Annotated in this window: 24 protein-coding genes and 1 pseudogene; 14 read left to right on the top strand and 11 right to left on the bottom strand. The window is 58.6% G+C overall.

Translation table 11 applies throughout. The features are described from left to right. Positions 1-17: 17 nt before the first annotated feature. The 4 genes from AB8B31_RS34950 to AB8B31_RS34935 all read left to right on the top strand — a co-directional run bounded on the left by AB8B31_RS34950 (position 18) and on the right by AB8B31_RS34935 (position 4,425). Positions 18-1,322 carry an ATP-binding protein gene (locus AB8B31_RS34950; protein WP_260696170.1) on the top strand — a complete coding sequence of 435 codons (1,305 nt, stop codon included), beginning with the start codon at positions 18-20 and terminating at the stop codon, positions 1,320-1,322. Positions 1,323-1,606: 284 nt separating this feature from the next. Then, entirely contained in the window at positions 1,607-2,620 is a 1,014-nt protein-coding gene (locus AB8B31_RS34945) for an ABC transporter substrate-binding protein (protein ID WP_130722857.1), read from the top strand. 94 nt (positions 2,621-2,714) lie between these two features. Then, positions 2,715-3,533 (top strand): ABC transporter ATP-binding protein, encoded by an 819-nt coding sequence (locus AB8B31_RS34940; protein ID WP_130722858.1) that lies wholly within the window; start codon positions 2,715-2,717, stop codon positions 3,531-3,533. A gap of 10 nt (positions 3,534-3,543) precedes the next feature. Then, on the top strand, positions 3,544-4,425 hold the full coding sequence (locus AB8B31_RS34935; protein WP_125846476.1) for an ABC transporter permease: 882 nt from the start codon (positions 3,544-3,546) through the stop codon (positions 4,423-4,425). Between the two features lie 51 nt (positions 4,426-4,476). On the opposite strand, the gene AB8B31_RS34930 is transcribed toward AB8B31_RS34935, so the two are convergent. The 6 genes and pseudogenes from AB8B31_RS34930 to AB8B31_RS34905 all read right to left on the bottom strand — a co-directional run bounded on the left by AB8B31_RS34930 (position 4,477) and on the right by AB8B31_RS34905 (position 9,605). Next, positions 4,477-4,761 carry a sensor histidine kinase N-terminal domain-containing protein gene (locus AB8B31_RS34930; RefSeq protein WP_130722859.1) on the bottom strand — a complete coding sequence of 95 codons (285 nt, stop codon included), beginning with the start codon at positions 4,759-4,761 and terminating at the stop codon, positions 4,477-4,479. Between the two features lie 27 nt (positions 4,762-4,788). Continuing rightward, a complete protein-coding gene (locus tag AB8B31_RS34925) occupies positions 4,789-5,457 on the bottom strand; it encodes a response regulator (protein WP_130722860.1) in 669 nt (222 codons plus the stop codon). A 148-nt stretch (positions 5,458-5,605) separates the two neighbouring features. Then, complete coding sequence (locus tag AB8B31_RS34920) at positions 5,606-5,827, bottom strand: hypothetical protein (RefSeq protein WP_130722861.1); 222 nt, start codon at positions 5,825-5,827, stop codon at positions 5,606-5,608. Continuing rightward, positions 5,824-6,576 (bottom strand): COG4280 domain-containing protein, encoded by a 753-nt coding sequence (locus AB8B31_RS34915; protein ID WP_130722862.1) that lies wholly within the window; start codon positions 6,574-6,576, stop codon positions 5,824-5,826. The genes AB8B31_RS34920 and AB8B31_RS34915 overlap by 4 nt, the downstream gene beginning before the upstream one ends. Positions 6,577-6,801: 225 nt before the next feature. Next, positions 6,802-7,875: pseudogene (locus tag AB8B31_RS34910) on the bottom strand (IS630 family transposase). 548 nt (positions 7,876-8,423) lie between these two features. Continuing rightward, positions 8,424-9,605, bottom strand: a complete 1,182-nt coding sequence (locus tag AB8B31_RS34905) for a flavin-containing monooxygenase (protein ID WP_130722863.1) — start codon at positions 9,603-9,605, stop codon at positions 8,424-8,426. An 80-nt stretch (positions 9,606-9,685) separates the two neighbouring features. Between AB8B31_RS34905 and AB8B31_RS34900 the strand changes: the two genes are divergently transcribed. From AB8B31_RS34900 to AB8B31_RS34880, 5 genes are all read left to right on the top strand, one after another. After that, on the top strand, positions 9,686-10,723 hold the full coding sequence (locus tag AB8B31_RS34900; RefSeq protein WP_439007700.1) for a phosphatidylglycerol lysyltransferase domain-containing protein: 1,038 nt from the start codon (positions 9,686-9,688) through the stop codon (positions 10,721-10,723). Between the two features lie 68 nt (positions 10,724-10,791). Further along, a complete protein-coding gene (locus AB8B31_RS34895) occupies positions 10,792-11,202 on the top strand; it encodes a response regulator (protein WP_439007699.1) in 411 nt (136 codons plus the stop codon). 253 nt (positions 11,203-11,455) lie between these two features. Then, positions 11,456-13,339 carry a methyl-accepting chemotaxis protein gene (locus tag AB8B31_RS34890; RefSeq protein ID WP_439007698.1) on the top strand — a complete coding sequence of 628 codons (1,884 nt, stop codon included), beginning with the start codon at positions 11,456-11,458 and terminating at the stop codon, positions 13,337-13,339. Beyond that, the gene (locus AB8B31_RS34885; RefSeq protein WP_439007697.1) at positions 13,326-13,811 is read left to right on the top strand and encodes a YidB family protein; all 486 of its coding nucleotides are present in this window, start codon (positions 13,326-13,328) and stop codon (positions 13,809-13,811) included. The genes AB8B31_RS34890 and AB8B31_RS34885 overlap by 14 nt, the downstream gene beginning before the upstream one ends. A gap of 55 nt (positions 13,812-13,866) precedes the next feature. Then, positions 13,867-14,322 carry a hypothetical protein gene (locus AB8B31_RS34880; protein ID WP_439007696.1) on the top strand — a complete coding sequence of 152 codons (456 nt, stop codon included), beginning with the start codon at positions 13,867-13,869 and terminating at the stop codon, positions 14,320-14,322. Between the two features lie 830 nt (positions 14,323-15,152). On the opposite strand, the gene AB8B31_RS34875 is transcribed toward AB8B31_RS34880, so the two are convergent. The 4 genes from AB8B31_RS34875 to AB8B31_RS34860 form a co-directional block, all read right to left on the bottom strand. Continuing rightward, the gene (locus tag AB8B31_RS34875; RefSeq protein ID WP_439007695.1) at positions 15,153-18,416 is read right to left on the bottom strand and encodes an error-prone DNA polymerase; all 3,264 of its coding nucleotides are present in this window, start codon (positions 18,414-18,416) and stop codon (positions 15,153-15,155) included. Next, positions 18,413-19,924 (bottom strand): Y-family DNA polymerase, encoded by a 1,512-nt coding sequence (locus tag AB8B31_RS34870; RefSeq protein WP_439007694.1) that lies wholly within the window; start codon positions 19,922-19,924, stop codon positions 18,413-18,415. Before AB8B31_RS34870 ends, AB8B31_RS34875 begins: the two co-directional genes overlap by 4 nt. Then, positions 19,845-20,597, bottom strand: coding sequence for an ImuA family protein (locus AB8B31_RS34865; protein WP_439007693.1), 753 nt, complete (start codon positions 20,595-20,597; stop codon positions 19,845-19,847). Before AB8B31_RS34865 ends, AB8B31_RS34870 begins: the two co-directional genes overlap by 80 nt. A 92-nt stretch (positions 20,598-20,689) precedes the next feature. Then, positions 20,690-20,881, bottom strand: a complete 192-nt coding sequence (locus tag AB8B31_RS34860) for a hypothetical protein (protein ID WP_439007692.1) — start codon at positions 20,879-20,881, stop codon at positions 20,690-20,692. Between AB8B31_RS34860 and ligD the strand changes: the two genes are divergently transcribed. Next, positions 20,880-21,944: a non-homologous end-joining DNA ligase gene (gene ligD, locus AB8B31_RS34855; protein ID WP_439007691.1), complete on the top strand. Its 1,065-nt coding sequence runs from the start codon at positions 20,880-20,882 to the stop codon at positions 21,942-21,944. The genes AB8B31_RS34860 and ligD overlap by 2 nt on opposite strands. A 61-nt stretch (positions 21,945-22,005) precedes the next feature. Further along, complete coding sequence (locus AB8B31_RS34850; protein ID WP_439007690.1) at positions 22,006-22,785, top strand: SOS response-associated peptidase family protein; 780 nt, start codon at positions 22,006-22,008, stop codon at positions 22,783-22,785. On the opposite strand, the gene AB8B31_RS34845 is transcribed toward AB8B31_RS34850, so the two are convergent. Further along, entirely contained in the window at positions 22,763-23,302 is a 540-nt protein-coding gene (locus AB8B31_RS34845; RefSeq protein WP_439007689.1) for a hypothetical protein, read from the bottom strand. The two genes, AB8B31_RS34850 and AB8B31_RS34845, sit on opposite strands and share 23 nt — an antisense overlap. A 278-nt stretch (positions 23,303-23,580) precedes the next feature. On the opposite strand from AB8B31_RS34845, the gene tnpA reads away from it, so the two are divergent. The 3 genes from tnpA (at position 23,581) to tnpC (ending at position 26,089) form a co-directional block, all read left to right on the top strand. Beyond that, positions 23,581-24,024 (top strand): IS66-like element accessory protein TnpA, encoded by a 444-nt coding sequence (gene tnpA / locus AB8B31_RS34840; RefSeq protein ID WP_077976416.1) that lies wholly within the window; start codon positions 23,581-23,583, stop codon positions 24,022-24,024. Further along, the gene (gene tnpB, locus AB8B31_RS34835; RefSeq protein ID WP_077976417.1) at positions 24,021-24,374 is read left to right on the top strand and encodes an IS66 family insertion sequence element accessory protein TnpB; all 354 of its coding nucleotides are present in this window, start codon (positions 24,021-24,023) and stop codon (positions 24,372-24,374) included. Before tnpA ends, tnpB begins: the two co-directional genes overlap by 4 nt. 62 nt (positions 24,375-24,436) lie before the next feature. After that, entirely contained in the window at positions 24,437-26,089 is a 1,653-nt protein-coding gene (tnpC, locus tag AB8B31_RS34830; RefSeq protein WP_439007688.1) for an IS66 family transposase, read from the top strand. Positions 26,090-26,276 lie beyond the last annotated feature (187 nt).

The following is a 26,276-nucleotide window of genomic DNA, read 5'->3' as shown; positions in this document are numbered from 1 at the left end:
TCCGACGTACGGCTTTCATGTGGCTCGCCGGGTTGATGGCGACTATCGGCATCTGCGCAGCGACGACATCCTACCTCCTCGTCAGGAATGAAGCGTCCGACTTCCTCGACAATCAGCTTCGGCAGATCGCGCTTTATGTTGGAGATGCGCCTCCCGGGCCGGCGGCTGGCCGCGTTGACGGCGTGGTGGCGCATGATCCCGAGGACGACTTCGTCATCCAGGTCTGGAACGCGGTCGGCCAGCCGCTGCAACAGTCGGATCCCTCCATCGCTATTCCCCGGCAACAGGCGAGCGGTTTGGCCGATATTTCAGCGGCCGATAACAATTGGCGCGTCTACATCCTCGTGACGCCGGATCGAACTGTTCAGGTTTCCCAGGAGATGAGTGTACGCCAGGAACTGGCCGCCAATGCGGCTCTTCAGGCGGCGCTCCCGATAGCAATTCTTATTCCATTGTCGTTGCTGACGTTGAGCTGGATCATCGATCGCATCATGGCCCGTCTCAATCGCCTGGCCTTCGCGATCGCCTCTCGAGACGCCGCAGCGGACGACCCCGTACCGATTGACGACGTGCCGGCTGAAGTCATTCCCTTCGTAAGCTCAATCAATCTGCTGCTCGCGCGGCTGCGGTCATTGCTTGAGCGACAGCGGCGGTTCATTTCCGATGCGGCCCATGAATTGCGCACGCCCCTCTCGGCACTTCAGATTCAAATCGACAACCTTCGACGCGACGACCGCGATGGCCGATTTGCCCAGCGGTTGTCCGAGCTGGAGGCCGGGATCAGAAGGTCTACAAGCTTGGTAAACAAGCTCTTGCGCCTCGCCCGTTACGATGCCCGCGAACCCGCGCCCGACCCGCGGCCTGTCGACCTCGCCCAGCTTGCGGTCGACACCATCGCGCGCCTGACACCGCTTGCTAGCAGTCGGTCGATCGATCTTGGCATCACCCGCCGGGATAAGGCCGTCACGATCGGCGCCCTTGCCGATCTCGAAATCATCCTCGGCAATTTGGTCGAGAACGCCGTGCTGTACACGCCACCGAACGGAACCGTCGACGTCGCGGTGCTGGTCGCCGGGCAAGAAGCACGGATCGAAATCCGCGACACAGGACCCGGGATCGCGGAAGAAGAGATGCCCCGTGTCTTTGAACGGTTCTTCAGGGCAATGCCTCAGGATGGCGAGGGGAGCGGTTTAGGACTGGCGATCGCGAAAGCGGCAGCCGAAAGACAAGGAGTGCGGCTCACACTCGCCATGCGCGAGGATGAGCGCGGTCTAATCGCATGCCTCATTGTACGGCTGGCCCCAATGAAGTCGTCTCGTTAGTTCCCCCTAACGCGGGAGATTGCGAACGGAATGATTACGATAATTGAATGAGAAAATGCAACGGATCCAGGTTTCATTGAGCGTCGTCGACACCGGGATGGCGCAAGAGTTCCAATTGAGCAGCAGCGGATACGCGCTGCGCCTCAGTCGGAACCTTTTTTCTCATCCTTGATCCGCCTGAAAGCTGGTTGAAAGCTTGGGCCAACTATCTTCCCCTAATCGCAGAGGAGAGCGTGGCCGTCGTGGCAACGTAAGTGCGATACGAAAACTCAGGAGGAGATCCAATGCGTTCTACACGCACGTTGTTCAATTCAGCCGCACTGTCCGTCGTCATGCTCGCGTCGATGCTTGCAGCAAATTCTGCTCATGCAGCCGGCAAGATCACGTTGATGGTCGGCGGCTACGAAAAGCAGATCTATCTGCCCGCAAAACTCGCTGAAGACCTCGGCTATTTCAAGGATGAAGGCCTCGATGTCGAGCTTCTGAACGAACCGGCCGGCGTCGATGCCGAGAACCAGCTTCTGGCCGGCGCGGTCCAGGGCGTTGTCGGCTTCTATGACCATTGCGTCGACCTGCAGGCGAAGGGGAAGTTTGTCGAATCGGTCGTCCAGTTCAGCCAAGCTCCAGGCGAAGTCGAACTCGTCTCGGCCAAGCATCCGGAAATCAAGTCCATCGCGGACTTCAAGGGTCATAGCGCTGGGGTCACCGGTCTTGGTTCCTCGACCAACTTTCTGACCCAATACATGGCCAACAAGGCTGGTCTGAAATCTGGCGACGTCACCTCCGTTCCAGTCGGCGCAGGCACGACCTTCATCGCCGCCATGCAGCAGGATGCGATCCAGGTGGGCATGACGACGGAACCGACGATCTCCCGTCTGCTGAAGACCAAGGAAGCAACCGTCCTCGTCGACATGCGCACGATGGAAGGCGCACGCCAGGCACTCGGCGGTACTTATCCCGCAGCCTCGCTCTACATGGAAACCTCATGGGTCGATGCTCATAAGGACGATACCCAGAAGCTTGCGAATGCTTTCGTGAAGACGCTGCGCTTCATCAATACGCATTCCGGCGCCGAGATCGCCGACAAGATGCCGAAAGAATATTACGTCGGCGACAAGGAAGGATACGTCAAAGCGCTCGACGAAGGTAAGGCGATGTTTACCGCCGATGGCGTGATGCCGGAAGATGGTCCGAAGACCGTTCTCTCGGTTCTTTCTTCATTCTCGAAGAATATGCAGGGCAAGCAGATCGATCTTTCGAAGACCTACACCACGGAATTCGTCAAAAAGGTCATGTAAGCGGCTTTCAGATCCGCCTCCGGCACGTTCGCCGGCGGCGGACATGTCCTCGGCTTCGCGTGCGAGCCTAACGAGCGCGCGTCAGGAAAAACCAATGTCAGACATCAGCATTCGGAAGCCGGCAATCGAGCTTCTCAATGTCAGCAGGCGCTTTGTCTCTCCGAGCGGCAAGTCGCTGACAGCATTGCGCGATTTCACCTTGTCCGTGGAAGAAGGCGAGTTCGTCGCGGTCGTAGGCCCGACCGGCTGCGGCAAATCCACTACGCTTAACCTGGTAACGGGTCTTGCGCGGCCTAGCGCCGGCGAGGTCAGGCTGATGGGCGGACCCGTCGACGGAATCGATCCGCGCGTCGGCTTCGTCTTCCAGACGGACGCGCTCTTTCCCTGGAAGAATGTCATCGACAACGTTATGGCCGGCGCCCTGTTTCGCGGCAAGAGTAGGAAGGAAGCAGAAGATAGCGCCAAAGGTTGGCTTCAGCGCGTCGGCCTTTCAAAGTTTCTGCATCACTATCCGCATCAGCTTTCGGGCGGTATGCGCAAGCGCGTATCGCTGGCGCAGACCTTCATCAACGAGCCGGAAATCCTGCTGATGGATGAACCCTTCTCGGCGCTCGACGTGCAGACCCGCACCGTGATGCACGAGGAATTGCTCAGACTATGGGCGGAACGGAAGGCTTCGGTCGTATTCGTGACCCATGATCTGGAGGAAGCCGTCGCGCTTGCCGACAAGGTCTATGTGCTCACAGCCGGCCCAGCCACGGTCAAGTCCGTCTACACGATCGATCTTCCACGCCCGCGTATCGTGTCGGAAATTCGCTACGAGCAGCGCTTCATCGACTATTGCAAGACGATGTGGGAGGATCTCCGCCAGGAGGTCGAGGCCAGCTATCGCCGTTCCAGCGAAGCTGCGTAAGGAGGCAAGCATGGCAAACATCATCGCAGACAACGTGCCGGCCGTCGTATTTCGCCCCGGCACATCGGATTCCGAAATCGAGGCCGCAGCGCTCCGCGCGATCAAGAGACGTAAGCAGCAGGTTCTGTCGCTGCAGATCGGGATCTTCGTCGCGGTTGTGGCACTCTGGCAGCTGTCATCCAACCTGCTGTGGATCGACCCGTTTTTCTACTCCAGCCCGAGCGACATTATCTTCCGTCTCTACGATTGGGCGGTCAACGGGACCAGTGAAGGATCACTTTGGTACAACCTCTGGGTGACGATGGAAGAGGCTCTGATTGGCTTTTTCTGCGGCTCCATTACCGGCGTCATCGTGGGTGTAAGCCTCGGTCGCAACCGTTTTCTGTCGGATGTTCTGTCGGTCTATATCAAGGCGATCAATTCTATTCCGCGTGTGGTTCTGGCACCGATCTTCATCATGATCCTCGGCCTTGGCCTGCCATCCAAAGTAGCGCTTGCCTTCATCATGGTATTTTTCGTCGTGTTCGCCAATGCGTTCCAAGGGGTTCGTGAAGCCGACCGCAACATGATCGCCAATGCGAGGATCCTCGGTGCTTCTGATTGGCAGGTCACGCGGGCCGTGATCGTTCCTTCGGCCATGAGTTGGATTTTTGCGAGCCTTCACGTCTCCTTCGGTTTTGCCATCATCGGCGCTATCGTCGGAGAGTTCGTCGGCGCCCGCTTCGGTATCGGCCAGCTGATTTCAATCGCCAAGGGCACCTTCGACGCTGCAGGTATGTATGCCGCGATCGTCCTTGTGATGATCGTAACGCTGATCGCGGAATTCATCATGACGCAGATCGAAAACCGCTTGGCGAAGTGGCGCCCGCAGCAGAGCCTCGATATTCAATGATCCTCCCAGGGAAGCAGTATAGAACACCGGCGCTCTCCGGCGCCGGTGTTTTTATATTGGCAGGATAAGTTCGATCTGTTTGTGACGGCCGGAATTCTGACCGTCAGCAGCAGCCTTCCGGCGATCTGCGCTGCTCCCCGCTTCATCGACGGTGACATCATCGGCAGTGACCCGCGCCGAAGCCATCAATGTCTGGTCGAAGATAAGGTTGGCGGTCGTATTGGCTGTGAGGAAACTGCGGTAGAGATTGATGCAGATTGCGCCGATGAGGGTCCGAAAGATCCATGCCAACAGCTGGATGCGCAGACTTGCGCCGAGCAGCCGGATGGCTTGCAAGGCGCCTTTCCGAGACTTTTGACGTTTTCACCCAGCATGGCGCAACATGTAGCCAAGGCCGCGGAGAGTTGCAATCTGGGCCGAGCTGCCCTCGAGCTTCTTCCGCACCCGATGGACGTAGATTTCGATCGCGCTTGCGTCCGCTGCGTCGTCGAAGCCGAAGACGCTTTCCGACAATGTTGCCTTTGCGACCGTCGTACCAACCTTTAGGGCAAGGTGTTCGAGGACCGCATGTTCTCGCGGCGTTAGAACCAGCGTCTCGCCCGCCAGGGTGAACTGGCGCGTGCCGCCGTCGAATATTAGATCTCCGATGGCTATCTCGGGCGCTGCCCGGTCATGGCCGCGCCGGACAAGCGCACGGATGCGGGCTTCCAGCTCCGCTATTTCGAAAGGTTTGGCAAGATAATCGTCCGCGCCGCCATCCAGTCCGGCGACCCTGCCATCGAGGCTGGCATTGGCCGTGAGGATGATAACCGGGACCTTGTTGCCGGCTTGTCGGAGCCCCTTGAGCAGCGTCATTCCGTCAATTTTCGGAAGCGACAGATCGAGAATGACGACGGCATACTCCGCTACGTTCAGGAGATGTCCCGCGTCTTCGCCGTCGTGTGCGATATCGACCGCATAATTCGCCTGCTTGAGCGCCTTGCCAAGCCACGCTGCTAACTCGTGATTGTCTTCGACAAGCAGGATTTTCATAGGAGGACACTACTACAAATCATCCGGAAATGTCGCGACGTTAGAGGTGCTACTCCTAGCATAAAAAGCGCAACTAAGAAGAGACGGCACTATCGATGACTTCTCGGAGAAGGGAGGTCGTGGAGTCCTTCAAAAGTTCATAAGGCCATCACCTGTGCATGAATTTCCGCCTCGCAGCTCGCGCAACGCTCTCGGCCAAGATCAGCAGGCATCCGACGATCAGTATGCCGGCGGCGATTGAACCGCCAAGTAGCCCCCATTTCACCGAAAAGCCGATGGCGATGATCAGGGCCAGCGCCAAAAGGGCAAGTGCGCCGTCGTCTATGAACATGCCGACGAGTTCGTTGATTGCGATTTTGAGAATGTTCATTGGGCAGGTTCCATATGCGCGTTGTAGTACCGGCGAAGCATTTTGACGGCCGCCAAAGAGAAGAGCGCCAATACGCCGAAGATCGGCAACAGCGAGAGATCGGCGCCCGGCCAAACCGTGCCGATCCCTTCTCCCACCCAGAAAATTCCAAACGCGCTCAGCGTCACGCCAACCACGAGTTTGAGCGTGTTTTCCGGAACGGTCGAGAGCGGCTTGTGAACCAAAAGGCCGGTAAGGAGAACGAGAAGGCACGCCGCCAGCGCTCCCAGGCTCGCATAGCCGAGCATTCCGGGACGTGCGCCGGTGGCGATCACAATGAACACCACTTCCAACCCTTCGAGCAGGACGGCCTTGAATGCTGCAATGCCGGCCAAAAAGTTTGCCCTGCGGTTGTCCGCCTGCCGACGAAGGCTGTCCGTCTCCTCGGCAAATGCCCTTTCCTCGTCATGCAGGTCGATGAAACCGGAAGCACGCAAAATGGCTTTTCTCAGCCAGCGCAGACCGAACAGGATCAGCAGCGTGCCGATGACGAATTGCATAATGTCGATCGGGATGAGGCCGAGTAGCGGCCCGAAGACCAGCACCAGAAGGGCGAGAACGAAAAGCGCCAGGCCCATGCCGATGAAGGCCGGCCGCCAACTCTGGGTCACGCCGACCGCAAGGACAATGGTGAACGCTTCGACGACCTCCACGAAAGAGCCTAAAAAGGCTGCTGTCACCGTGGAGATGATACTTGTTATTGTTGTCATGATCAGTGTCCGTTTTTGGTCAGAAGAGTTCGGAAGAGGTCCAATCGGTGCAGCGTTTCGCGGAGAGCGAGAACAGAGCCTAGCCCTAAGTTCCTATCGCAGCCAGTCGATGCGCACGTGGCACCGGGCAGGCGCCAGCAGCGTCCGTGAAAATGCGCTGTCGACGGCCTCGCCGGTCAATGGCCGACCACCATCTTCATGCAGGTCGATGAAGCCGTTTTGCTGCTAGTGGATTGATTCCAACGCTTGGTGCCCACGTTTGACCGCTGCAATGATCTCGTCTGGATCTGCCCTCCAGATGAAGGGTTTTGGTTTTTGGTTATGCTCTTTGACGAAGCGGTTAATGGTAGCCTGGAGGTCGACGACGGACTGGAAGAGGCCGTACTTCAGACGTCGGCGCGTCAGCTTCGCAAAGAAGCCCTCGACGGCGTTCAGCCATGAACAGGATGTAGGAACGAAGTGGAAGGTCCAGCGCGGATGCCTGGCTAGCCAAGCGCGGACCTTCGGCTGTTTATGGGTCGCGTAGTTATCGAGAATGACGTGAACGGCCTTATCCTTTGGCAACTCCGCCTCTATGGCGTTGAGAAAACGGATGAACTCCTGATGCCGGTGACGCTGCATGTTTCGACCGATCACCGAGCCGTCGAGGATATTGAGGGCGGCAAACAGGGTGGTGGTGCCATGGCGCTTGTAATCGTGAGTCATCGTGCCGGCGCGCCCTTTCTTCAGGGGAAGTCCTGGCTGCGTCCGGTCGAGTGCCTGGATCTGGCTCTCGACGGACAGGACAATGGCATGGGCCGGTGGCGAGACGTAGAGCCCGACGACGTCATGAAGCTTCTCGGCAAAGGCCTTGTCGTTCGATAGTTTGAAGGAGCGCCAGCGATGCGGGGCAAGGCCATGCTCATGCCAGATCTTCACAACCGAAGAGGCTGCAATCCCAACGGCCTTGGCCATCGCACGAACAGTCCAATGCGTTGCTTCCTGTTGAGGCGTCTCAAGCGTCAGTGCGACGACCCGCTCAACGAGTTCGCCATCAAGCGGCGCAATGCCGGGCGGTCTGCTCTTGTCGTGCAAAAGGCCATCGACGCCCTCAGTCATGAAGCGCTCCTGCCAACGCTAGACACACGTTTTGGATTTGCCGGTTGTCTCCATGATTGCGACCGTTCCCGAGCCATCACCGCTCATCAAGATGATCCTCGCTCGCCACACGTGCTTCTGAGCAGAAGTTGGAGCTGCAACAATCGCTTCCAAGCGGGCTCGATCCGCCGCGGCCACGTCAAATCTGATACCTGTACGCATACGATATCGTTGCACAACGAAAGTCGAAAAGGAATCCCAAATCGGACTCCTTTGTTTCAATCAATCCACTAGCTATAAGACTATACCAATTAATTCAGGTAGATAACACAGCACATTCCTCGGGATGCAGCAACATTGGGAACGGAACGGTTCCATTTATATCGCGCTTTGTCGCCGGTGAGAGTCCACAACCTTCTGCGACGCAGCCTGTTATGGTGATCGCCGCGTCACAATGCGTATTTAGTAGAACGTTCTTGGTACAAAACTTATAGGCAATACGGCGTGGCGGCGGACCCTGGGGCCTTTCCATGCATCGTCTGAGCATAAAGTCCAGTCTGCTGCTGGCTCGAGATTGTGATCTAGGCGCGAACGTTTCCGTCACCACCTGCCACAACAATGCTTTAAATGGCGGTGCAAAAGTGTGAGTTACGGGTCGCGGCTCCTCGGCGAATGATGCACGCGTGAACGCGTCGCGCCGCCTTGCCCGGTCGAGGGCGGGATTGATGTTAGCAAGCGGGCTGGTGCTTACAGGGGCCTCGTCGTATTGATCATCGATCACGCCAGGTGGTGGCGCTCCCATCAGTCATTCCTTCCTGCTGTGCACGCCGAATAGATCTCGCGATAGCGCGTCCCTGAATTTTGGCGCTCCCGATGTCACCGATAATGCTCGCGCGCATACCGATGAAGTACAGTCCCGAAAGATGCGGTAACTGTTGCGATCCATTGATCAGCGTTCGTCCCTGCTGATCTAGCAGATCGAGATTGCCGACGATCCTTTCGAGATCAGCAGAGTAACCAGTCGCTGCAATAACGATGTCTGGCGAACAAGCTTGCCCGTCTCTGAAATAGACTTGATCCTCGTCAAACGATTGCACTTCAGGCATCACCTTTATGGTTCCGGCCTTGATCGCCCTTACCGCGCCATCGTCTAATGCCAGTGCCGTGCCCTCTCTCAGTCGGGTTGCGCCGCCACCTGCCGGCTTTCCCATACCAAACCTTCTCAGATCGCCGAAGGCCACATAACTCGTCGCTGCGAGCGCCACATCGGCAAGTCGCGTCGGAAGCCGTTCCAGCAAGGGGGAAAGGCGATGTACAGTCACTCCGAAAAGCCGCTTCGGCACGAGTGCGGGGGCATGTCTTGAAGACAGCCAAAGAGTAGATGTTTTTCGCGCCGCCAGATGGTTCAGGATATCAAATCCGGAGTTGCCGGCGCCGACGATAAGCACGCTCTTTCCATCATAGTCGTGCAGACTTCCGAATTTCGCAGCGTGGATGACCTTGCCTCGAAAACGCTCAAGGCCCGCCCACGCCGGTATAATTGGTTTGCGGTCTCGGCCCGTGGCGATGACAAGATTGCGGGCTGCCACAGCCCCTTTGTTGGTCGAGAGGTGATAATTCCCGTTCACAACAGATATGCGATCCACCTCCACCCCGAATTCGATCGCCATAGACTGTTGAGCAACGAATTCTTGGAGATGCTCGACAACGGCATCGCGCTTTGGAAATGCCGGAGTACCCGCTGGATATCTAAGGTTCGGCAAGTGCGAAAGATCCCTGTGGGTGTTGAGCGTGAGCTGGGGATGTCTCGCACGCCATTGGTCACCCACGCGGGTCGCCCTCTCGAATATTCGAGGAAGGATTCCAACTTGCTGCAATTCAAAAGCGGCGATCAAGCCCGCGGTGCCAGCGCCCACGACGACGGCGGATTCGACTTCATTAGTTCGGAACACGATATATCTATCCCGTTTTCATTGACATTCTATCGACACGCATTGACGGTGCAACCGAGTGGTCTTGGAATTATTCTAAAATGGTGCGCATGAGAACCTTGATCGATTCCTGTTTTGACCGGAGCCTGCCCGCCATCCCATCTTCCAAACTGACGCTTGATCAGCGGCTCGCTCTTTGTCGGCAGTACGGTGATTTTTCCTTGGCCTACTCCACAGCCGTTCAGCCGGATCTTAGTTATTTCGGCGACGAAAATGGCTATATCGCCTATGCTACAAAGATGGGACATGTTTTTGCGCTCGGCGATCCCATCGCCAGCCGGGCTAGCAAAGCTGACTACATCGCGCGTTTCATCGCCCAATCCGGAAAACCTTGTTTTGTTCAGGTTCACGCTGCAACCGCCGCCGCACTCACATCACACGGCTACAGGGTCAATCAATTGGGCAAAGACAGCGCCCTTTCATTGCCCAACCATTCCTTCAACGGCAGGCGCAACGAGACGCTCCGCTATTCCGAGCGATGGCTGTATAAGAATGGATACTCCATTCACGAGTGCGGGGACGGGGAGCTGGGCCCCGAGCTTTCGAAGATCTCTGATGACTGGCGGGCGGGTAGAATCGTCAGACGCCGCGAGATGCGGTTTTTAAATCGGCCATTTTGCCTGTCGCTGAGGCCCGGCATGCGACGATTTGTTCTTTTCTCGCCTCATTCAAAGCCAATTGCGTTGCTCGATTTCGACCCTCTTTGCCGCGATGGCAAAGTCATTGGATATACGGCAGCGTTCAAGCGGAAGATTCAGGGCACAACGGCCCATGCTGAAATCGGGCTCACGAAGTACGCGGCAGATCGGTTTAGACAAGAAGGTGCTGAAATCATGACGCTCGGCTTGTCACCGCTGGCCGGCATCGAGAAAAGCCAATTTCCCGAGAGCACCGTTTGGCGCTACCTGTATCAGCGCGCTTTTCTGTCGCCGCTCATAAACCGCCGCATTTTCAACGTTCAGGGTCAAGCTGCATTCAAGCGCAGGTTCCACGGCGATGAGTTGCAAACTTACATCGGCTTCAAACGCGGGACTCCAACGGAAAAGGTTGCGCTCTTGCGTTTGCTGAAAACGTTCTAGCAGACCAGATCGCGCTAAGGGTTGATCACGCGCGTCGGGCCAATGTTACCGACTTGCGCGGTAGTGACATGCATGCGGAGGCGGTGTACGTCAGTTCTATGGAAACTCCGGCTATTGGCCTGCCCGTTCTCATTCTTGAGGACGAACCTTTTATTGCCTTGGATGTCGAGGAGCTTCTCGCCGCGCACGGTTACGGCGAGACGATCGCCCTTTCCAGAGGCTCGGAAGCTATAACCTGGCTGGAAATCAACGTACCGCGGCTGGCGATTATCGATCCCAGGCTGTCCGACGGCATGTGCTCCGCAGTGGTGCGACTGTTGGCCGAGCGCGGCACGCCGTTCATCGTCTACTCCGGGGAGACGAGTTCGCTGACAGACGAGGAACCGGCTTTCGGTGCGGGAGAGCTCGTGTTGAAGCCTGCGCCGCCGGAGGACATCATGGCCGCGGTCGCACGAGCTCTGAAATCTGTGAGCGGATGAGCGCTAAAGCCCACGGGCACCAACGACCCTATCTGACATGCGTGATGCCAAGCCGCGCCTCCCCCCAAACGCGGACTCAAGCTGACCGTCGGAGACTGCCTCAGTCCGACGGACAGCCATTGATCTCGCTACTGATCGTCTCTTCGAATGTTGGTAAACTGCGTATTATATTTGAGTAAATCATTAAATTATTTTCCTTACGATCTCCAACATCAATCCGCCATTGTGTTGGAATTGCCAAAGGGGTCCTTCGATGCGTCGTCCAAGCATAAAGTCGAGCCTGCTCATAATTCTTGGCGGCCTCGCTGTTCTATTCGGTCTCATTGCGTATCTTTCAATTGACGGTCTCAGCAAGACAAACGGATCCACCGAGGAAATCGCAAAAAATTGGCTACCGAGCGTACAAGCATCGCGGGCAATCAATCTCAACATGGCGAATTTGCGCCTCGCGTACCGCGACCACGTCATCGCGCAGTCAGACGCAGACAAAAAAACGCGCGAAGAAGCCATTGTCATCGCGGAGGATACACTTCGCAAATCGATAGATGCTTACCTTTCTTTGGCATCATCCGACCGCGAGCGACAGTTGGTCGCCGGGATAAAGGAGAGCGTTGAGGGCTATATTGCCAGCAGGCCGCAGCTTGTGGTTCTTTCCCGCGCGAATAAAATTGAGGAAGCTGGTAAATATCTCGGCGGCGAGATGCGCACCTATTCGGACAAGCTGAAAGAACTAACAACTGCCTTGGTCGAATTCAACGTTAGCGGCAGCAACAAGGCGGCAGAGGAGAGCAAGACAACCTATGCATCCATAAAGTTCTATCTAATTGCCGCCATTGGAATCGCAGGACTGCTTGTTGTCGGCGCTGTGGCCTTCGTGCTGACCTGTATTGCCAATCCGATCGGCCAGATTACCAGCGCGATGAGACGGTTAGCCGAAGGAGACACCGGTTCTGACATCCCATTTGCCGGCCGCGCCGACGAGATCGGCTCCATGGCAGCCGCGGTGGAGGTTTTTCGGCAGGCGGCGATCGCCAACAAGCGGATGCAGATCGAAGCGGACGAAAACCGCAAACAGGCAGATGACGATCGCATAGCTGCGCAGCAGAAAGCGGAGTCTGATGCCACCGAGCGTTTACGCATTGCCACCTCAGGTCTTGCTTCCGGCTTGCGGCGGTTGGCTGCAGGCGACTTGGCATTTCGTCTCGATGAGCCGTTTGCTCCCGACTTTGAAGCACTACGCCACGACTTCAACCAGTCCATCGCACAGCTTGCCGAAGTTTTGACGGCTATTTCCTCCAGCATCATCACGATTGAAGATGGCACCCGGGAGATTTCCTCCGGGGCAGATGATCTTTCAAAGCGCACGGAACAGCAGGCAGCAGCCCTCGAAGAAACTGCAGCCGCCCTGGAAGAGATCACCGCCAACGTATCAAACTCGAGCAAGCGGACCGAGGAGACCCGTACGGTAGCCACGCAGGCAAACCAAAGCGCGGCAAAGTCCGCCGAGGTCGTTTCCCAGGCCGAAGAGGCGATGGGACGTATCGAGACATCATCGCAGCAGATCTCCAATATCATCGGCGTGATCGATGAAATCGCGTTTCAGACAAACCTTCTCGCCTTGAACGCAGGAGTCGAGGCGGCCAGAGCGGGCGAAGCGGGCAAGGGCTTCGCAGTCGTCGCTCAAGAAGTGCGGGAACTTGCCCAGCGGTCAGCCAGCGCGGCCAAGGAGATCAAGGGCCTCATCCAGAACTCCTCCAAGGAGGTGGAGAGCGGGGTAAAGCTGGTGCGTGACACTGGACAGTCTTTAAAGACCATCTGCAGCTTTATCATGCAGATCAACCAGCATATGGATGCGATCGCAACCTCTGCAAATGAGCAATCGGTCGGCCTCAGTGAAGTCAACGTCGCAGTCAATCGGATGGACCAGACCACACAGCAGAACGCCGCCATGGTCGAACAATCGACTGCGGCCTCTACTTCACTTGCTCAAGAAGCGCAAAAACTTCGTGAGCTTGTCAGCCAGTTCAAGTTAGATGAGGTCGCATCCGGCCAATCCACAATGCTGCGAATGACGGCGAGAACCATGGCTCAAGATGTCGCTCATTCACCCGTCCCATTAGCAAGTGCACGCCGCTAGCTCTTGGACGAGAAGCCGCAAAGGGCTTCAGAAGCCGGGGGGGGTAGACCCTTGTTCATCTCCGGTTCATTCGGCGGGTGTAAGCGTTGTATACGGTTGGACCAGGGAGAGTGTCATGGGGCTTTTCGATGGTTTGGGCAGTGTCGTCAGCGACGTCTTGAATGGCAAGCCGGTCAATCTTCTGGCGGTCGCCGAGGATGTCTTCCAGAATGCCGGCGGACTCGATGGCGTTCTCACCCAACTCAATCAAAGCGGGCTTGGCCATCAGGTGGCCTCCTGGATAGGCACGGGCGATAATATCCCGATCACTGCGGACCAAATTCGCGCAGCGCTCTCGTCCGAGCAGCTACAGGGCCTTGCCTCCAAACTCGGCATCGATATCAGCAAGGTACCCGAGCTTCTGGCCGGGCACCTTCCGACAGCCGTAGACCAGGCAAGCCCCAATGGAACCCTCCCGTCGTCAGCGTCTTAACGCCGAGGCGGAAGCGAAGACTGAAACGTCAACATTATCGACGGAGGCCAATCATATGTCACACAAACTGCTTCTCTCCGCTGCCGGCTCGCTGGTTGCTGCCATTATCATGTCGTCGCCGGCGCATGCGTTGACGATGAAGGAGTGCAGCACAAAGTATCAGGCCGCCAAGGCCGACGGTTCCGCTAAGGACGTAAAGTGGAACGATTTCCGCGCAAAGTTCTGTGGGGCGGACGCTGCTGCTGCCGACAAGGCTGACGAGGCGGACGTTACCGCCACGAGCGAGAAGGAACCGGCAAAGCCGACGACCGCGGCGCCGAAGAGCGTCAAGTTCCCGAAGGCGATCGACAAGAAATATTCAAGCGAAACGCCTGGCAAGGCCCGCTTGCACACCTGCGTCGACTCCTACCATACCGCCAAGGATGCTGGGACGCTCGGCGATCTGAAGTGGATCCAGAAGGGTGGCGGCTACTGGAGCCTCTGCAACACGAGCATTAAGGCTGCCGGCTGATCGAAGCCGGATTAGGTCTCCTGAAACGCGAAAGGCCGCATCTGCGAGCGGCGGCCTCTTCTCAATTCGCCTGCCGTTGAAAACATAAGTTCGCTCTGCATAATCGTCGAAGCCATCGCGCGACCACCAACTGGATTTGATAGAAGAGTCGCCGGTTAGCAGCTGCCTGCTCCCTTCTCGCGCCGACGCGGTGGCTGCCGCGGCAAGGACGTTCCTCTAAACAACGAGCATCCGAGGCGAAGGCGCTCCGGCGTCAGTTCGCGCACAGCTTGACCGGTCAACAGGGCAGCCGCGGGAAAGTTAGCAAAGAGCTGCCTTGTGGGTCCCAAAGGTCTCGGAAGAGACGGACAACGTCCGCGCCATCACCACGGCGTAGGAGACTTGCACGATCAAAACAGAATTCGCGGGCGGTGGCTCTATCGAAACGCAGATAGAGGCTTTTGACCCATCAGCCCAAATCACTGGGCATGATCTATCGGCTCCCACCACCAAGCTTGCGACTTTGCTGAATGGCCTCTCGCAACAGCGGTTCCGTTGCGAAGCATCGACCGGCCGGCTCGGTGACAATTTTTCCCCAAATCAGTGCTTGCAGTCGCCCTTGTCGCCCTGCCCGGACTTAGCCGCGTGTTCACGTCATGGCGCGCGTCGGCGGAGAGCGATCGCGAGATGTCGATGAGAACGATCGGAATCTTATTGCCGGTCAACTCGTTCATGCGGTCGCAAAAGATGCAGGGCTCGACCCCAATCGGACGCGTCTTCATCAATCGCCTGCTCTTGACCGGAATCGGACCGCCGCATTCTCATCGAAGAAAGCTATCACGCTGGCTTCTCTAGTGAAAATTCCTGGCCTTCACTTTCAGCGTATCGATATGAAGGTCGGGAACAAAAATATCCCTCGGCTTGACCGCCGGCGCTCGATCCCGCGTATCCGGACTTCCCGGCGATCCATGGGTGAACTCGTCACCGCGACCTGTCGGCAGTTTGAACTCCCCATCACGATCAGCCAAGGCGGATAGGTCGCCCGAGAGATCGAACAGCTGCTGGGCGATGAGGTGCACGACTTCCCCTTCCCGTTGGATGCGGCCATTGATCGCCATCATGCTCGACCCGAGCACAACGCGCCCGCGCCGCTCGAAGAGTTTCGGCCAGACGACGACGTTCGCCGGACCGGTCTCATCCTCGATCGTCAGAAACATCACGCCTTTGGCCGAACCGGGCATTTGCCGGACGAGAACGAGGCCTGCGGTCATCAACCAACGACCATCTCGGGCCGACATGGCTTCCTCGCATGTGACGATGCTTCGAGCGGCAAGGTCCTTGCGTAGGAAGGCGAGCGGATGCTCTCGCAGTGTCAGACCGGTGTGGCTATAGTCCTGTATGACGTTGTGCCCATCTGTCATCTGCCGAAGTTTGACATCAGGCTCCTGCTGCTCGGCGATTGTCTTCATCTCGCGCTCGGCCGCGGCAACAAAGAGTGGCAGTGGCTCATCGCGCAAAGCTTTGATCGCCCACAATGCATCCCGTCGCTGAAGTTGGAGCGATGGCAGGAAAGCATCGGCCTCTGCCAGTTCGACCAACGATGCTGATGGAACGCTCGAACGCCGCCACATGTCATCGATGCTGTCGAAGGGGTGATCGGCACGGGCGGCGACGATGCGAGCCGCGTCGATTGCGGCCAGCCCACGCACCAGACGCATGCCCAGGCGGATAGCATGGCGGCGTTGGTCGCCTTCCATCGGCTCGAGCGTACAGTCCCAGCGAGAGCGGTTGATACAGACCGGTCGGATCTCCACACCGTGGTTGCGGGCGTCGCCGACGATCTGGGCAACCGCGTAGAAACCCATGGGCTGGCTGTTGATCAAGGCCGCGCAGAACGCGTCGGCGTAATGGCATTTCACATAGCTGGAGGCATAGGCGATGAGTGCGAAGCTCGCGGCATGGCTTTCCGGAAAACCGTAGGAGCCAAAACCTTCGAGCTGCGAAAAGGTCTTTTCAGCAAACTCCGGCGAGTATCCATTCTTCACCATGCCGGAGACCAGCTTGTCCTTGAACTTCGAGACGCCACCGGTGAACTTGAAGGTTGCCATCGACTTGCGCAGCTGGTCGGCTTCGCCACCGGTAAAGCCGGCGCAGACCATCGCGACCCTCATCGCCGACTCTTGAAACAGCGGCACGCCGAGCGTCTTGCCGAGCACCGCCTCAAGCTCGGGCGTCGGATATTCGACGGCCTCCTTGCCTTCGCGACGGCGCAGATAGGGATGCACCATGTCGCCCTGGATCGGGCCCGGCCGGACGATCGCTACCTGCACCACAAGGTCGTAGAAGGTTCGGGGTTTCAGCCGCGGCAGCATCGCCATCTGCGCGCGGCTTTCGATCTGGAAGGTGCCGAGCGTATCGGCCTTGCGGATCATCGCATAGGTCGCAGGATCCTCCTGCTCGATGTCAGACAGGTCGAGATCCCGACCCTTGTGCTCGCGGATCAGATCGAAGGCCTTGGCCATGCAGGTCAGCATCCCAAGGGCCAGGATGTCCACCTTCATGAATTTCAGGGCTTCGACGTCGTCCTTGTCCCATTCGATGATCTGACGGTCCTTCATCGTCGCCGGTTCGATCGGCACGAGATCGTCTAGCCGATCATGGGTGAGGACGAACCCGCCCGGATGCTGGCCGAGATGCCGTGGCGCGCCCATCAATTGCTGCGCAAGCTTCAAAGTCAGCACAAGACGCCGGTCGTCTGGATTGAGATTGAGCTCGCGGACATTGCGATCGCAGACCTCCTCCGACCATGACCACATGCCGGACGACAGCGCCTTGATCACGTCCTCCGGAAGCCCGAGCGCCTTGCCGACATCGCGGATCGCGCCGCGCGCCCGGTAGCGGGTCACGGTGGCGCAGAGCGCTGCCTTTTCTCTGGTGTAGGTCTGGTAGATCCACTGGATCACCTCTTCGCGCCGCTCGTGTTCGAAATCCACATCGATATCCGGCGGCTCGTCACGCTCCTGAGATACAAAACGCTCGAACAGAAGATCATTGGTCGAGGGATCGATACTGGTGATGCCGAGGATGTAGCAGACGGCGCTGTTGGCTGCGGACCCCCTCCCCTGGCAAAGAATGTCTTGAGACCGCGCATAGCGCACGATCGAGAAGACCGTCAGGAAATACGGGGCATATTTCATGGTGCGGATGAGATCGAGCTCGTGGCGCACGATCTTCAACACATCAGGCGGCAGTCCTTCCGGATAGCGATCGGGCACGCATTGCCAGACATAGTGCTCCAGTGAGGCCTGAGCATCCTTGCCCGGCACGATCGCCTCCTCCGGATATTGGTAGGTGAGTTCCTCGAGCGAGAAAGTGCACCGACGGACGATCTCCATCGTCCGCGACAGAGCTTCCGGATATCGCGGAAACAATCGCTCCATTTCTTCCGGCGGCTTCAGATAGCGATCAGCGTGGCGCTCGCGCTCGAAGCCCACCTCGTCGATCGTCGTGCGGGTCCGGATGCAGGTGACGATGTCCTGCAGCTGCCGGCGGCCTGGCTCATGGAAAAGGACGTCATTGGTGACGACGGTCTTCACCTTGAAGCGCGCCGCAAGATTTGAAATCTCATGCAGCCGCAGCTGGTCGTTCTGCCGGCGCCGGAGGCAGAGCGACACATAGGCGCGATCGCCAAATAGCTCGGCCATCTTGCGCAGCTGGATCGCGCAGGCGTCGTCCGGTAGATCCGGCACAAGAATGCCGATCATGCCGTCGGTGTATGCGATGACATCATCCCAATGCAGGATGCAGTTGTTCTTGCCGCCGCGCGATTTGCCGAGCGTGATAAGGCGGGTCAGCCGGGAATAGGCAGCCCGGTCGGTCGGGTAGACCAGCAACGACATGCCGTCTTGCAGATCGAGCCGGCAACCGACAACGAGGCGCAAACCGGTGGCGCGGGATGCTTCGAGCGCCCGGACAATTCCGGCAAGCGAATTGCGATCGACGATGCCGAGGGCTTCGATGCCGAGAGCTTTGGCGGTCTCGAACAGTTCCTGCGCCGAGCTTGCACCGCGCAGGAAGGAAAAATGGGTCGTGACCTGCAGCTCGGCATAACTCATGCGAAGATCCCATGGCAGAACCAGCGGTGACTTCCGGTTTCAGGATCGATGCCATCACCGGAGCGAAACACCCAGAGGCGTTCGCCGTCCTCGTCTTCGATGACGAAGTAGTCCCGCACCGCCTCCATCTCGGCGTCGCGCCGCCACCACTCGCCAAAGATCCGTTCCGGACCGTCGGCCCGCTTGACCTTCCGACGCTTGCCGCGCCAGGTGATCGAGACCGGCGGCCGGTCCGGCAGCAAGGCGATGGCCTCGATCAGCTCCGGACGCGCCAGCAGCCGAACCGGCCGGCGCCAGTGACTGACCCAGGTGACCTCGACCGGATCGGCAGCAGGACCGATCCGCTGGACGGAGCGCTCGGGCACATCGGAGGCAACCGGTGCCACCCGATAAACACGTTGCCCACGGTTGCCGTAGATATCGATCAGCGGCGTCACGTCCTTCACTTCCTCCTCGACCAGCGAGGAGAATTTCTGACGCTCCTCCAGCGGCTCGACCATGACCGCCACCAGGGTGAGCTTCTCGATCCCGAAGCCGGGCTCGATCTTTTCCGTCCGATCACGAAACAGCTTCGTCAGCCAGACTACATCGCGAACCGGCTTCACCGTGCCGGCGCGGATTGCCTGCCGCGTACCGTCGACCTTTTCGACGATCAGGTCGGCGCGCCGAACACCAAGGCCGCGCCTTTGCAGCTCTTCGATCAGTTGCACCACCAGCCGGCCGACATATTTGTTGATGGTTTCGGCAGCACCGATCGGCTCGGCGAAGGCTCTGGAGACCTCGATCAATTCTGCGGTGCGGATTGGATCGATCGGTTCGCAGATGCGGCCGACCATCTGGTCGAGCCGCCGGCCAATCTCCGGACCAAAACGAAGCGTCAGCGGCGCGCGCGGCGTGTTGGCCAGTTCGCCGATCGTCTGGAAGCCGAGCGTTCGCAAATCACTGACGACTTTCCCGGGAAGGCGCAGCAACGATATCGGCAGCTTCTCGACGGCGCGGACGGTCTCACCTGAAGGCACGATGACCGTGTCGCGACTGATGGCGCGGGCACAGGCGTGCGCTGCACCCCAGGTGTCGGCGATCGCGACACGGGGGGTGAGTTTCTTGGCCAGGAACTGATTGGCGATCTTCGTCACCATGGCAAGCTCGCCGCCCTGCAGGTGATCGGCACCCTCTGTGTCCATGACGATCCCGTCGATCCCATCGACCGCGACGATCGGCGAATAGAGCGTCAGTGCCCAAAGCGTAATGCGTTCGAGTGCTGCAGCATCCAGCGCAGGATCCGCATCGACCAGCATCAGGCCGCGGAACAGCGCCTGTGCTTTCGCCGCCGGCATGCCGACATGGACCCCGGCTTTCCTGGCAGCGGCGTCGGCGGCCGACACCCAGCGTTTCGAGCCGCTCCTGGCGATCACGGCGATCGCCTGTTCAGGCGGAATAGACGGATCGGCGCGACGAATGCGATCCGTCGGCAAATCCGGAAGATAGATCGAGACGACCCTTGTCATCGCACGCCCTCACGAGAAACTCAGCACATTCACCCGCTTTCACGCGCATCAATTCCAGCAACCATTGGGCTCTCCCCACACCCGGCACTGGCAATTCCTCCGACGGCATCACGCTCACCCGCCATCGGGTGATCGACGCCGTCGGCTGCCCGAAATCATTCGCCTCCGTCTGCCGTCGCCAGCGTCGGACGGCAAGCGCCATGGTGCCGGTGCGCTCAGCCGCCAGCTGCAGGCGGCGCGAGCTGACCATAGGCAGGCGAACGAGTTCACCGACGACTGCGCCGAGCCCACCAAAGGACAGCCCTTCCTCCATGTTTGCCAGAACGTCGTCCTCTCTGTCGGATTCGACAAAGATCACCCGGTGGGGATGGAGGCCGACCTGGGCGAGCGCGGGAAAGAAGAGATCGGGGCGCGTCAGGCACCAGACGATCGGACCTTTGGTGCGGGCTGCGATGCCCGCCGCACATAGGGCTGCCGCCGCACCATCTACCGTGCCCGACCCGCCGCCGGCAAATTCGTGCAGGGCGCCATAGGCCAGACCACCTCCCGGGAGCACTGCATCGATCTCAGGCACGCCGAAGGACAGACAGCCAGCCTTTCTGGCTGATACGCCTTCCAGTGATGCAATGCGCTCGCGCAGATCGGAAATCACCCTTTCACGGGCAGCAGTCATCGTTCACGGGTCCCTTCAAGGTCGTGTTGGCGGCCGACATCATGTCGATCAAAATGCGGATGTTCTCTTTCTGTTCCGACGCGATTGAAGAGTCAAGCAACCGGAAGGATGGGAATATTATCCTGAACATTAGAAATCAGCAGAATACCGAAGGGAATCAGCCCAATAGCGGCCTGTGGATTTTTTTCCGAGCGTTTGCGAGCGCTAATCCCTTTGTGTGAATTGCGGGGACAAGTCGGCATCGTCACAGTGTCTTTAAGATTTTTCTGCTGAACTCTCGGCATGACGAAGCCTCCGAGATCAAAACCCCTCCTTCATGACACCGAGGCCCCGATCCGTTCGCGGCCGCGAGGCAAGCGCAATCCAGCCCAACCGCAGCTCCTATTCGACCCCATGCCTGAGCGCGTCGAGCCTGCGCTGGCGCAACTGAAGCCTCATCCCCCAAAGGGAAGCGAGTGGAGCTGGGAGCTGAAATGGGATGGCTATCGCCTTGCCGTTCACATCGAGCCGCAAGGGATCCGGATCCTTACCCGCGGCGGCCATGACTGGACACATCGGTTTCCAGCGATAGAGCAGGCCGCCAAAGCGCTCGGGCCGGCAACAATGATCATCGATGGCGAGGCCGTCGTGCTCGACGATGAGGGTCGACCGGATTTTGGTCTGCTACAGCAATCGCTGGGCACATCGGGCAAACAAGCTGGCAACCGGGCGTCGGACGCTGTCCTCTACGCCTTCGATCTAATGTACCTTGATGGCCATGATCTGCGCGGTGTCGAATACCGGTCTCGACGACACCTTCTCGAGGACACGTTAAACGGCACAAAGAATGACCAGATCGGCGCCATCAGGCTATCGGAAACACTCGATGGCGAACCAGCTGTCCTCATGGAGCACGTCTGCCGCCTGGGGCTGGAAGGCATCGTCGGCAAGCGTCTCGATCAGCCCTATCGTTCCGGCCGGACCGGGGATTGGGTGAAAGTCAAATGCGTCCAGAGCGAAGCCTTCTTCATCGTCGGCTATGAGCGGTCGACGGCGTCCCCGGCCGGCTTCGGCTCGTTGGTGCTCGCAGCGTATCGTGGTGATGAGCTCGTCCACGTGGGGAGCGTCGGCACGGGCTTCAAAGAAGCCGAGACCATCAGATTACGGAAGATGCTTGACACGCTGCGGTGGAAGCGAAAGCAGCCGCCCCTGCCCTATTCAGGAAGTGCCGATATTGTCTGGGTCGAACCGACCCTCATCGCCGAGATCGAGTTTCGCGCCTGGACGTCGGACGGGAAACTACGTCATCCATCCTACAAGGGCTTGCGAGAACGGCAGGACAATGCCGATGTCTTCCAGCTCGACTAGCGAAATCAGCGCCATACGCTAGATTGTCCGCCACTCGAGCTCGGCGGAGTGGATATCTAGCATGTGCAATCTTTATCGCATGGAAGACAAGGACTGGGTCGCGAAATGGGCCCAGGACGCTGAGAGCCTGATCAACCTCATGCCGGCCTACCAGATGAACCCCGATCAGATGGGGCCGATCGTCCGCAACACCGCCGGCGGAAAGAAGCAACTGGTCCATGCGCGCTGGGGATTGCCCTCGCCGCGCTTCGCACTTGAAAAGGCGGCCAAGGCCAAGGCCGAGAAACTTGCAGCGAAAGGCAAGCCATTCGATCTGGAAGAACTGACCCGCATGGAGGCCGACCGCGGCACGACCAACGTGCGCAAGCTCAGTTTTCCGCACTGGAAACGATGGTTCGGGGTCGAGAACAGATGTCTCGTCCCGGTCACCAGGTTCGCGGAACCAGATCCGGCCAGCCGGCAAGATGGCGGCAACGTGCCGAATGCCTGGTTCGCCCGCGACGAGCAGAAGTCGCTGATGTTCTTTGCCGGCATTCATGTGCCGCAATGGCAGAGTGTCCGAAAGGTCAGGGACGGCCTGACCACCGATGATCTCTACGGGTTCTTGACCACAGATCCCAACGACCTGGTGAAGCCGATCCATGAGAAGGCCATGCCAGTCCTGTTGCTGACCAAGGAAGAGACGGACACCTGGATGCGGGCGCCGTGGGAAGAGGCCAGGGAGCTGGCCCGTCAGTTACCCAAAGACGCTCTGATCATTTCGTCGCGCGAACCGTACGGATCCACGATCGTGTCGAAATCCGGAGATCCGACGTCCGCTACTTCTTGCGCCAAGAGTTGATTTCTTTAGCGAGCTGCGGATCGTGTCGTAGTTCCTCAACCGCCTCTCTGCTGATAGCGGCTTTCGAGCGCCTTAAGGGTCCAATCAGCAAGAGGCGGCTTTCTCCATTGGAGGGATCTTTTGCTAATCGAATAAGGTCAGGGAGCCTCTCTTCAGTTACTGATCCGGAAAGCGCGCAAGCCAAGCCTTCCTTGAAACCCAGCACGAATTCCGTTTCCTCACCGGGGAAAACAGGGCCTTTGCCTTGTTTCGCGTTGATGTATTGCTGGACAAGGAAGTCCCAATATTCGCCGGCCGCGGGAACCGCTAGAGCTCTGGCAATCCCGCTTCGTGTTCGATCAGAGTAAGGCAATTGCAAATGCTTCATCAAGATCGGCACCAAATTCGGATATCCACTTCTGCTGTTAATTAAGTCCCAAACCGAGGTGATGTTCGCGCCTGCCTCGCGAAGGTCTTTCACAATAGGTTGTTCCTCTTGAACTAGGCGAGCGTCGCGAATGGTCCAAATATCGCTCATTCTATCCTCCTAAATCTAATGCACTCCCACAATGGTCACTGCCCTATGTCCCTACGGTTCAAGCCCTCCTCAATTGCCCTTTGGAGAGGCCCTGATCTTTGTGTCGTTGGCCGGTCGAACAGATCGAAGCGCAAAGGCCGACACGGGTAGCGTAGTCGCCGGGATGTTTAGCCGTGGATCGAATGGAACGTAAGCGCCGTTTCCGCCCCATTGAATTGGCAGTATTTTGAGGCTTGTTGCCTATGCGAGAAGGTCTCCAGGAGTATCTGGAGATTTGCATGGCAGAAGAAGGATTTGTTGGGCGCTACGAAGTTGTCGAGCCGCGTCGTGGAAACCGGCGTTGGCCGGATGATGTGAAGGCGCGGATCGTGGCGGAAAGCCTTGAGCCTGGTGTTCGTGTTGTTGATGTCGCGCGCCGTCATGACGTTGTGCCGCACCAGCTTTCCTTGTGGCGCCGGCAAGTGCGCGAGGGCATTCTGGCCCTGCCTTTTGAGGCTATGCCGGACCTGGCGGAGAGCGGCGATGCCGAGCCTGCATTTGTGCCTTTGGCGATTGCGGCGGAGCCGAGCGAGGCTGTGAATATTTTGGCGCCGCCGCTGCCGGAGGCGGTTTCGTCGGTCTTGACGTTGGAGATCGGCCCGGATGTCGTGATGCGGGTTCCCGGCGATGTGCCGGTTGAACGTGTGGCGGCTCTGGTGCGAGCCATGCGAGGGACGGCATGATCGTCGCGGGCCAACGACTGCCGATCCTGATTGCAACGCGGCCGGTGGACTTCCGCTGTGGGCATCAGGCGCTGGCTCTGATGGTGCAGACCGAGTTGAAGCTCGACCCGCATTCCGGGGTGACGGTGATCTTCCGGTCGAAGCGCGGGGATCGCCTGAAAATCCTGGTGTGGGATGGCACCGGAATGGTGCTGATCTACAAAATTCTTGAACATGGAAGCTTTGCCTGGCCCAAGGTTCAGGATGGGACGATGCGTCTTTCCAGGGGTCAATATGAGGCTTTGTTCGAAGGTCTTGACTGGCGACGGGTCATGGCACAACGGGTGACCGCGCCGTCGGCGGCAGGGTAAATATCCGGCCGTCTTTGCATTGTTTTATTTGGATTTTTTGTGCTGCCTTGCTATAAGGCCGCATGTCGTCGCCCCTTGATCTCAGCCTGTTTCCGGACCTTCCGCCAGAGGTTATCAAAGCCTTTGCGGCGATGCAGTTCGAGCTTAAGGTCGAGCGTGCCGCACGCCAGCATGAACAGGCGGTGGTGGCCGAAAAGGACGCGTTCATCGCCGAGTTGAAGGAACTGATCGAGAAGCTTGAGGGGCAGGTTCACGACTATCGGCGCACGAAGTTCGGGCCGAAATCGGAAAAGCTCGATCCGGCGCAGATGGAACTGGCGCTGGAAGACCTTGAAACGGCGATTGCCGAAACACAGGCGCGGATCGCCGCCGTCGAGAAAAAGATCGACGCCAGCGCATCCGATCCGGACAAGGCCGTTCCTCGCAAGGAGCGTAAGGCCCGTGCACTGCCCGAACACCTGCCGCGGGTCGAGAGAGTGATCGAGCCCGAGAGCATCGTTTGTCCCTGCGGTTGCGGCAACATGGTCCGGATCGGCGAGGATCGGACGGAACGGCTCGACCGGGTCCCGGCACGCTACGAGGTGATCGTCACGATCCGCCCGAAATACGCCTGCCCCAAGGGTCGAACGGGCGTCGTCCAGGCCAGAGCGCCGGCGCATCTGCTGGAAGGGAGCTGGCCGACGGAAGCCCTCCTGGCTGAGATCGCCGTCGCCAAGCATTCCGAACATATGCCGCTCAACCGGCAGGCCGAGGTCATGGCGCGACACGGGGTGCCGATAGACCGCACGGTGCTTTCCGATTGGCTCGGGCGCACGGGCAGCGAAATCGCACCGGTGGTCGACTACATGGCCGAACGGCTGCTGTGGGAAAGCACTCGGCTTTATGTCGACGAGACAACGGCTCCGGTTCTTGATCCTGGGCGCGGCAAGACGAAGATCGGCTATCTCTGGGCTGTCCTGCGTGACGACCGCGGCTGGAAGGGCTCAGCCCCGCCGGGCGTGGTGTTCCATTATCGAGCAGGACGTAAAGGCGAATATGCCGCAGAAATCCTGGATGGCTTCAACGGCACAATCCAGGTCGATGCCTATGGAGGCTACTCTCATCTCGCCACGTCAAAACGCACGGGCGGCGACCCGTTGAAGCTGGCTTTCTGTTGGGCACACGGACGCAGAAAGCTGATCAAGGCCACACCAAAGAGCGGATCGCCCATCGTCGACGAGGCGCTGGTGCGGATCGCCGCGCTCTACAAGATCGAAGACAGTATCCGGGACTCAGATCCCGAACATCGCCGGGCGGTTCGACAGGAGCTGTCCCTCCCGCTGGTGGACGAGTTCTTCACCTGGCTGGCAGCACAGGCCAAGCGTGTCTCACGCAAGTCGGACCTCGGAATTGCCCTGGCCTATATGCTGACGCGACAGGACGGCTTCCGGCTGTTCCTGAACGACGGACACGTCGATATCGATTCCAACCTGGTGGAAAACGCCATCCGTCGCCCGGCCATGAACCGCCGCAACGCGCTCTTTGCGGGCCATGACGAAGGGGGACGGAACTGGGCCCGGTTTGCCAGCCTGATCGGCACTTGTAAAATGAATGGCGTTGAGCCCTACGCCTATCTGTGCGACCTCTTCACCCGCCTCGCAAACGGCCACCTCGCCAAAGACATCGATGCTCTGATGCCCTGGGCCTATGCCGCCCGCATCAAGGCCTCACAATGAGCTCATCAGGTACTCATCGGTGAGCTCATTTGACGGCCCGTAGACCAACCTCAGATCGCTGCAACTGAAAAATCAATGGGGCGCGGACGCCGCATACAATGGAACGATGTTGACGAACGAAGCGAGCGGCCATTTCTGGAGAAATTGGACGCCTCAGGTGTGCCATTCATCGCGCAGGTAGTTTTCG

Source organism: Rhizobium sp. 62_C5_N11_2 (genome assembly GCF_051811185.1).
GTDB lineage: Bacteria > Pseudomonadota > Alphaproteobacteria > Rhizobiales > Rhizobiaceae > Rhizobium > Rhizobium leguminosarum.
The sequence above is the reverse complement of the archived record's forward strand: the minus strand, read 5'-3'. Positions and strand labels throughout refer to the sequence as shown.

Bases quoted from the DNA above. Each gene is read 5' to 3' on its own strand.
- AB8B31_RS34950 (WP_260696170.1), top strand. From the start codon at position 18: ATGTGGCTCGCCGGGTTGATGGCGACTATCGGCATCTGCGCAGCGACG.
- AB8B31_RS34945 (WP_130722857.1), top strand. From the start codon at position 1,607: ATGCGTTCTACACGCACGTTGTTCAATTCAGCCGCACTGTCCGTCGTC.
- AB8B31_RS34940 (WP_130722858.1), top strand. From the start codon at position 2,715: ATGTCAGACATCAGCATTCGGAAGCCGGCAATCGAGCTTCTCAATGTC.
- AB8B31_RS34935 (WP_125846476.1), top strand. From the start codon at position 3,544: ATGGCAAACATCATCGCAGACAACGTGCCGGCCGTCGTATTTCGCCCC.
- AB8B31_RS34925 (WP_130722860.1), bottom strand. From the start codon at position 5,457: ATGAAAATCCTGCTTGTCGAAGACAATCACGAGTTAGCAGCGTGGCTT.
- AB8B31_RS34920 (WP_130722861.1), bottom strand. From the start codon at position 5,827: ATGAACATTCTCAAAATCGCAATCAACGAACTCGTCGGCATGTTCATA.
- AB8B31_RS34915 (WP_130722862.1), bottom strand. From the start codon at position 6,576: ATGACAACAATAACAAGTATCATCTCCACGGTGACAGCAGCCTTTTTA.
- AB8B31_RS34900 (WP_439007700.1), top strand. From the start codon at position 9,686: ATGGTGCGCATGAGAACCTTGATCGATTCCTGTTTTGACCGGAGCCTG.
- AB8B31_RS34895 (WP_439007699.1), top strand. From the start codon at position 10,792: ATGCATGCGGAGGCGGTGTACGTCAGTTCTATGGAAACTCCGGCTATT.
- AB8B31_RS34890 (WP_439007698.1), top strand. From the start codon at position 11,456: ATGCGTCGTCCAAGCATAAAGTCGAGCCTGCTCATAATTCTTGGCGGC.
- AB8B31_RS34880 (WP_439007696.1), top strand. From the start codon at position 13,867: ATGTCACACAAACTGCTTCTCTCCGCTGCCGGCTCGCTGGTTGCTGCC.
- AB8B31_RS34875 (WP_439007695.1), bottom strand. From the start codon at position 18,416: ATGAGTTATGCCGAGCTGCAGGTCACGACCCATTTTTCCTTCCTGCGC.
- AB8B31_RS34870 (WP_439007694.1), bottom strand. From the start codon at position 19,924: ATGACAAGGGTCGTCTCGATCTATCTTCCGGATTTGCCGACGGATCGC.
- AB8B31_RS34865 (WP_439007693.1), bottom strand. From the start codon at position 20,597: ATGACTGCTGCCCGTGAAAGGGTGATTTCCGATCTGCGCGAGCGCATT.
- ligD (WP_439007691.1), top strand. From the start codon at position 20,880: ATGACGAAGCCTCCGAGATCAAAACCCCTCCTTCATGACACCGAGGCC.
- AB8B31_RS34860 (WP_439007692.1), bottom strand. From the start codon at position 20,881: ATGCCGAGAGTTCAGCAGAAAAATCTTAAAGACACTGTGACGATGCCG.
- AB8B31_RS34850 (WP_439007690.1), top strand. From the start codon at position 22,006: ATGTGCAATCTTTATCGCATGGAAGACAAGGACTGGGTCGCGAAATGG.
- AB8B31_RS34845 (WP_439007689.1), bottom strand. From the start codon at position 23,302: ATGAGCGATATTTGGACCATTCGCGACGCTCGCCTAGTTCAAGAGGAA.
- tnpA (WP_077976416.1), top strand. From the start codon at position 23,581: ATGGCAGAAGAAGGATTTGTTGGGCGCTACGAAGTTGTCGAGCCGCGT.
- tnpB (WP_077976417.1), top strand. From the start codon at position 24,021: ATGATCGTCGCGGGCCAACGACTGCCGATCCTGATTGCAACGCGGCCG.
- tnpC (WP_439007688.1), top strand. From the start codon at position 24,437: ATGTCGTCGCCCCTTGATCTCAGCCTGTTTCCGGACCTTCCGCCAGAG.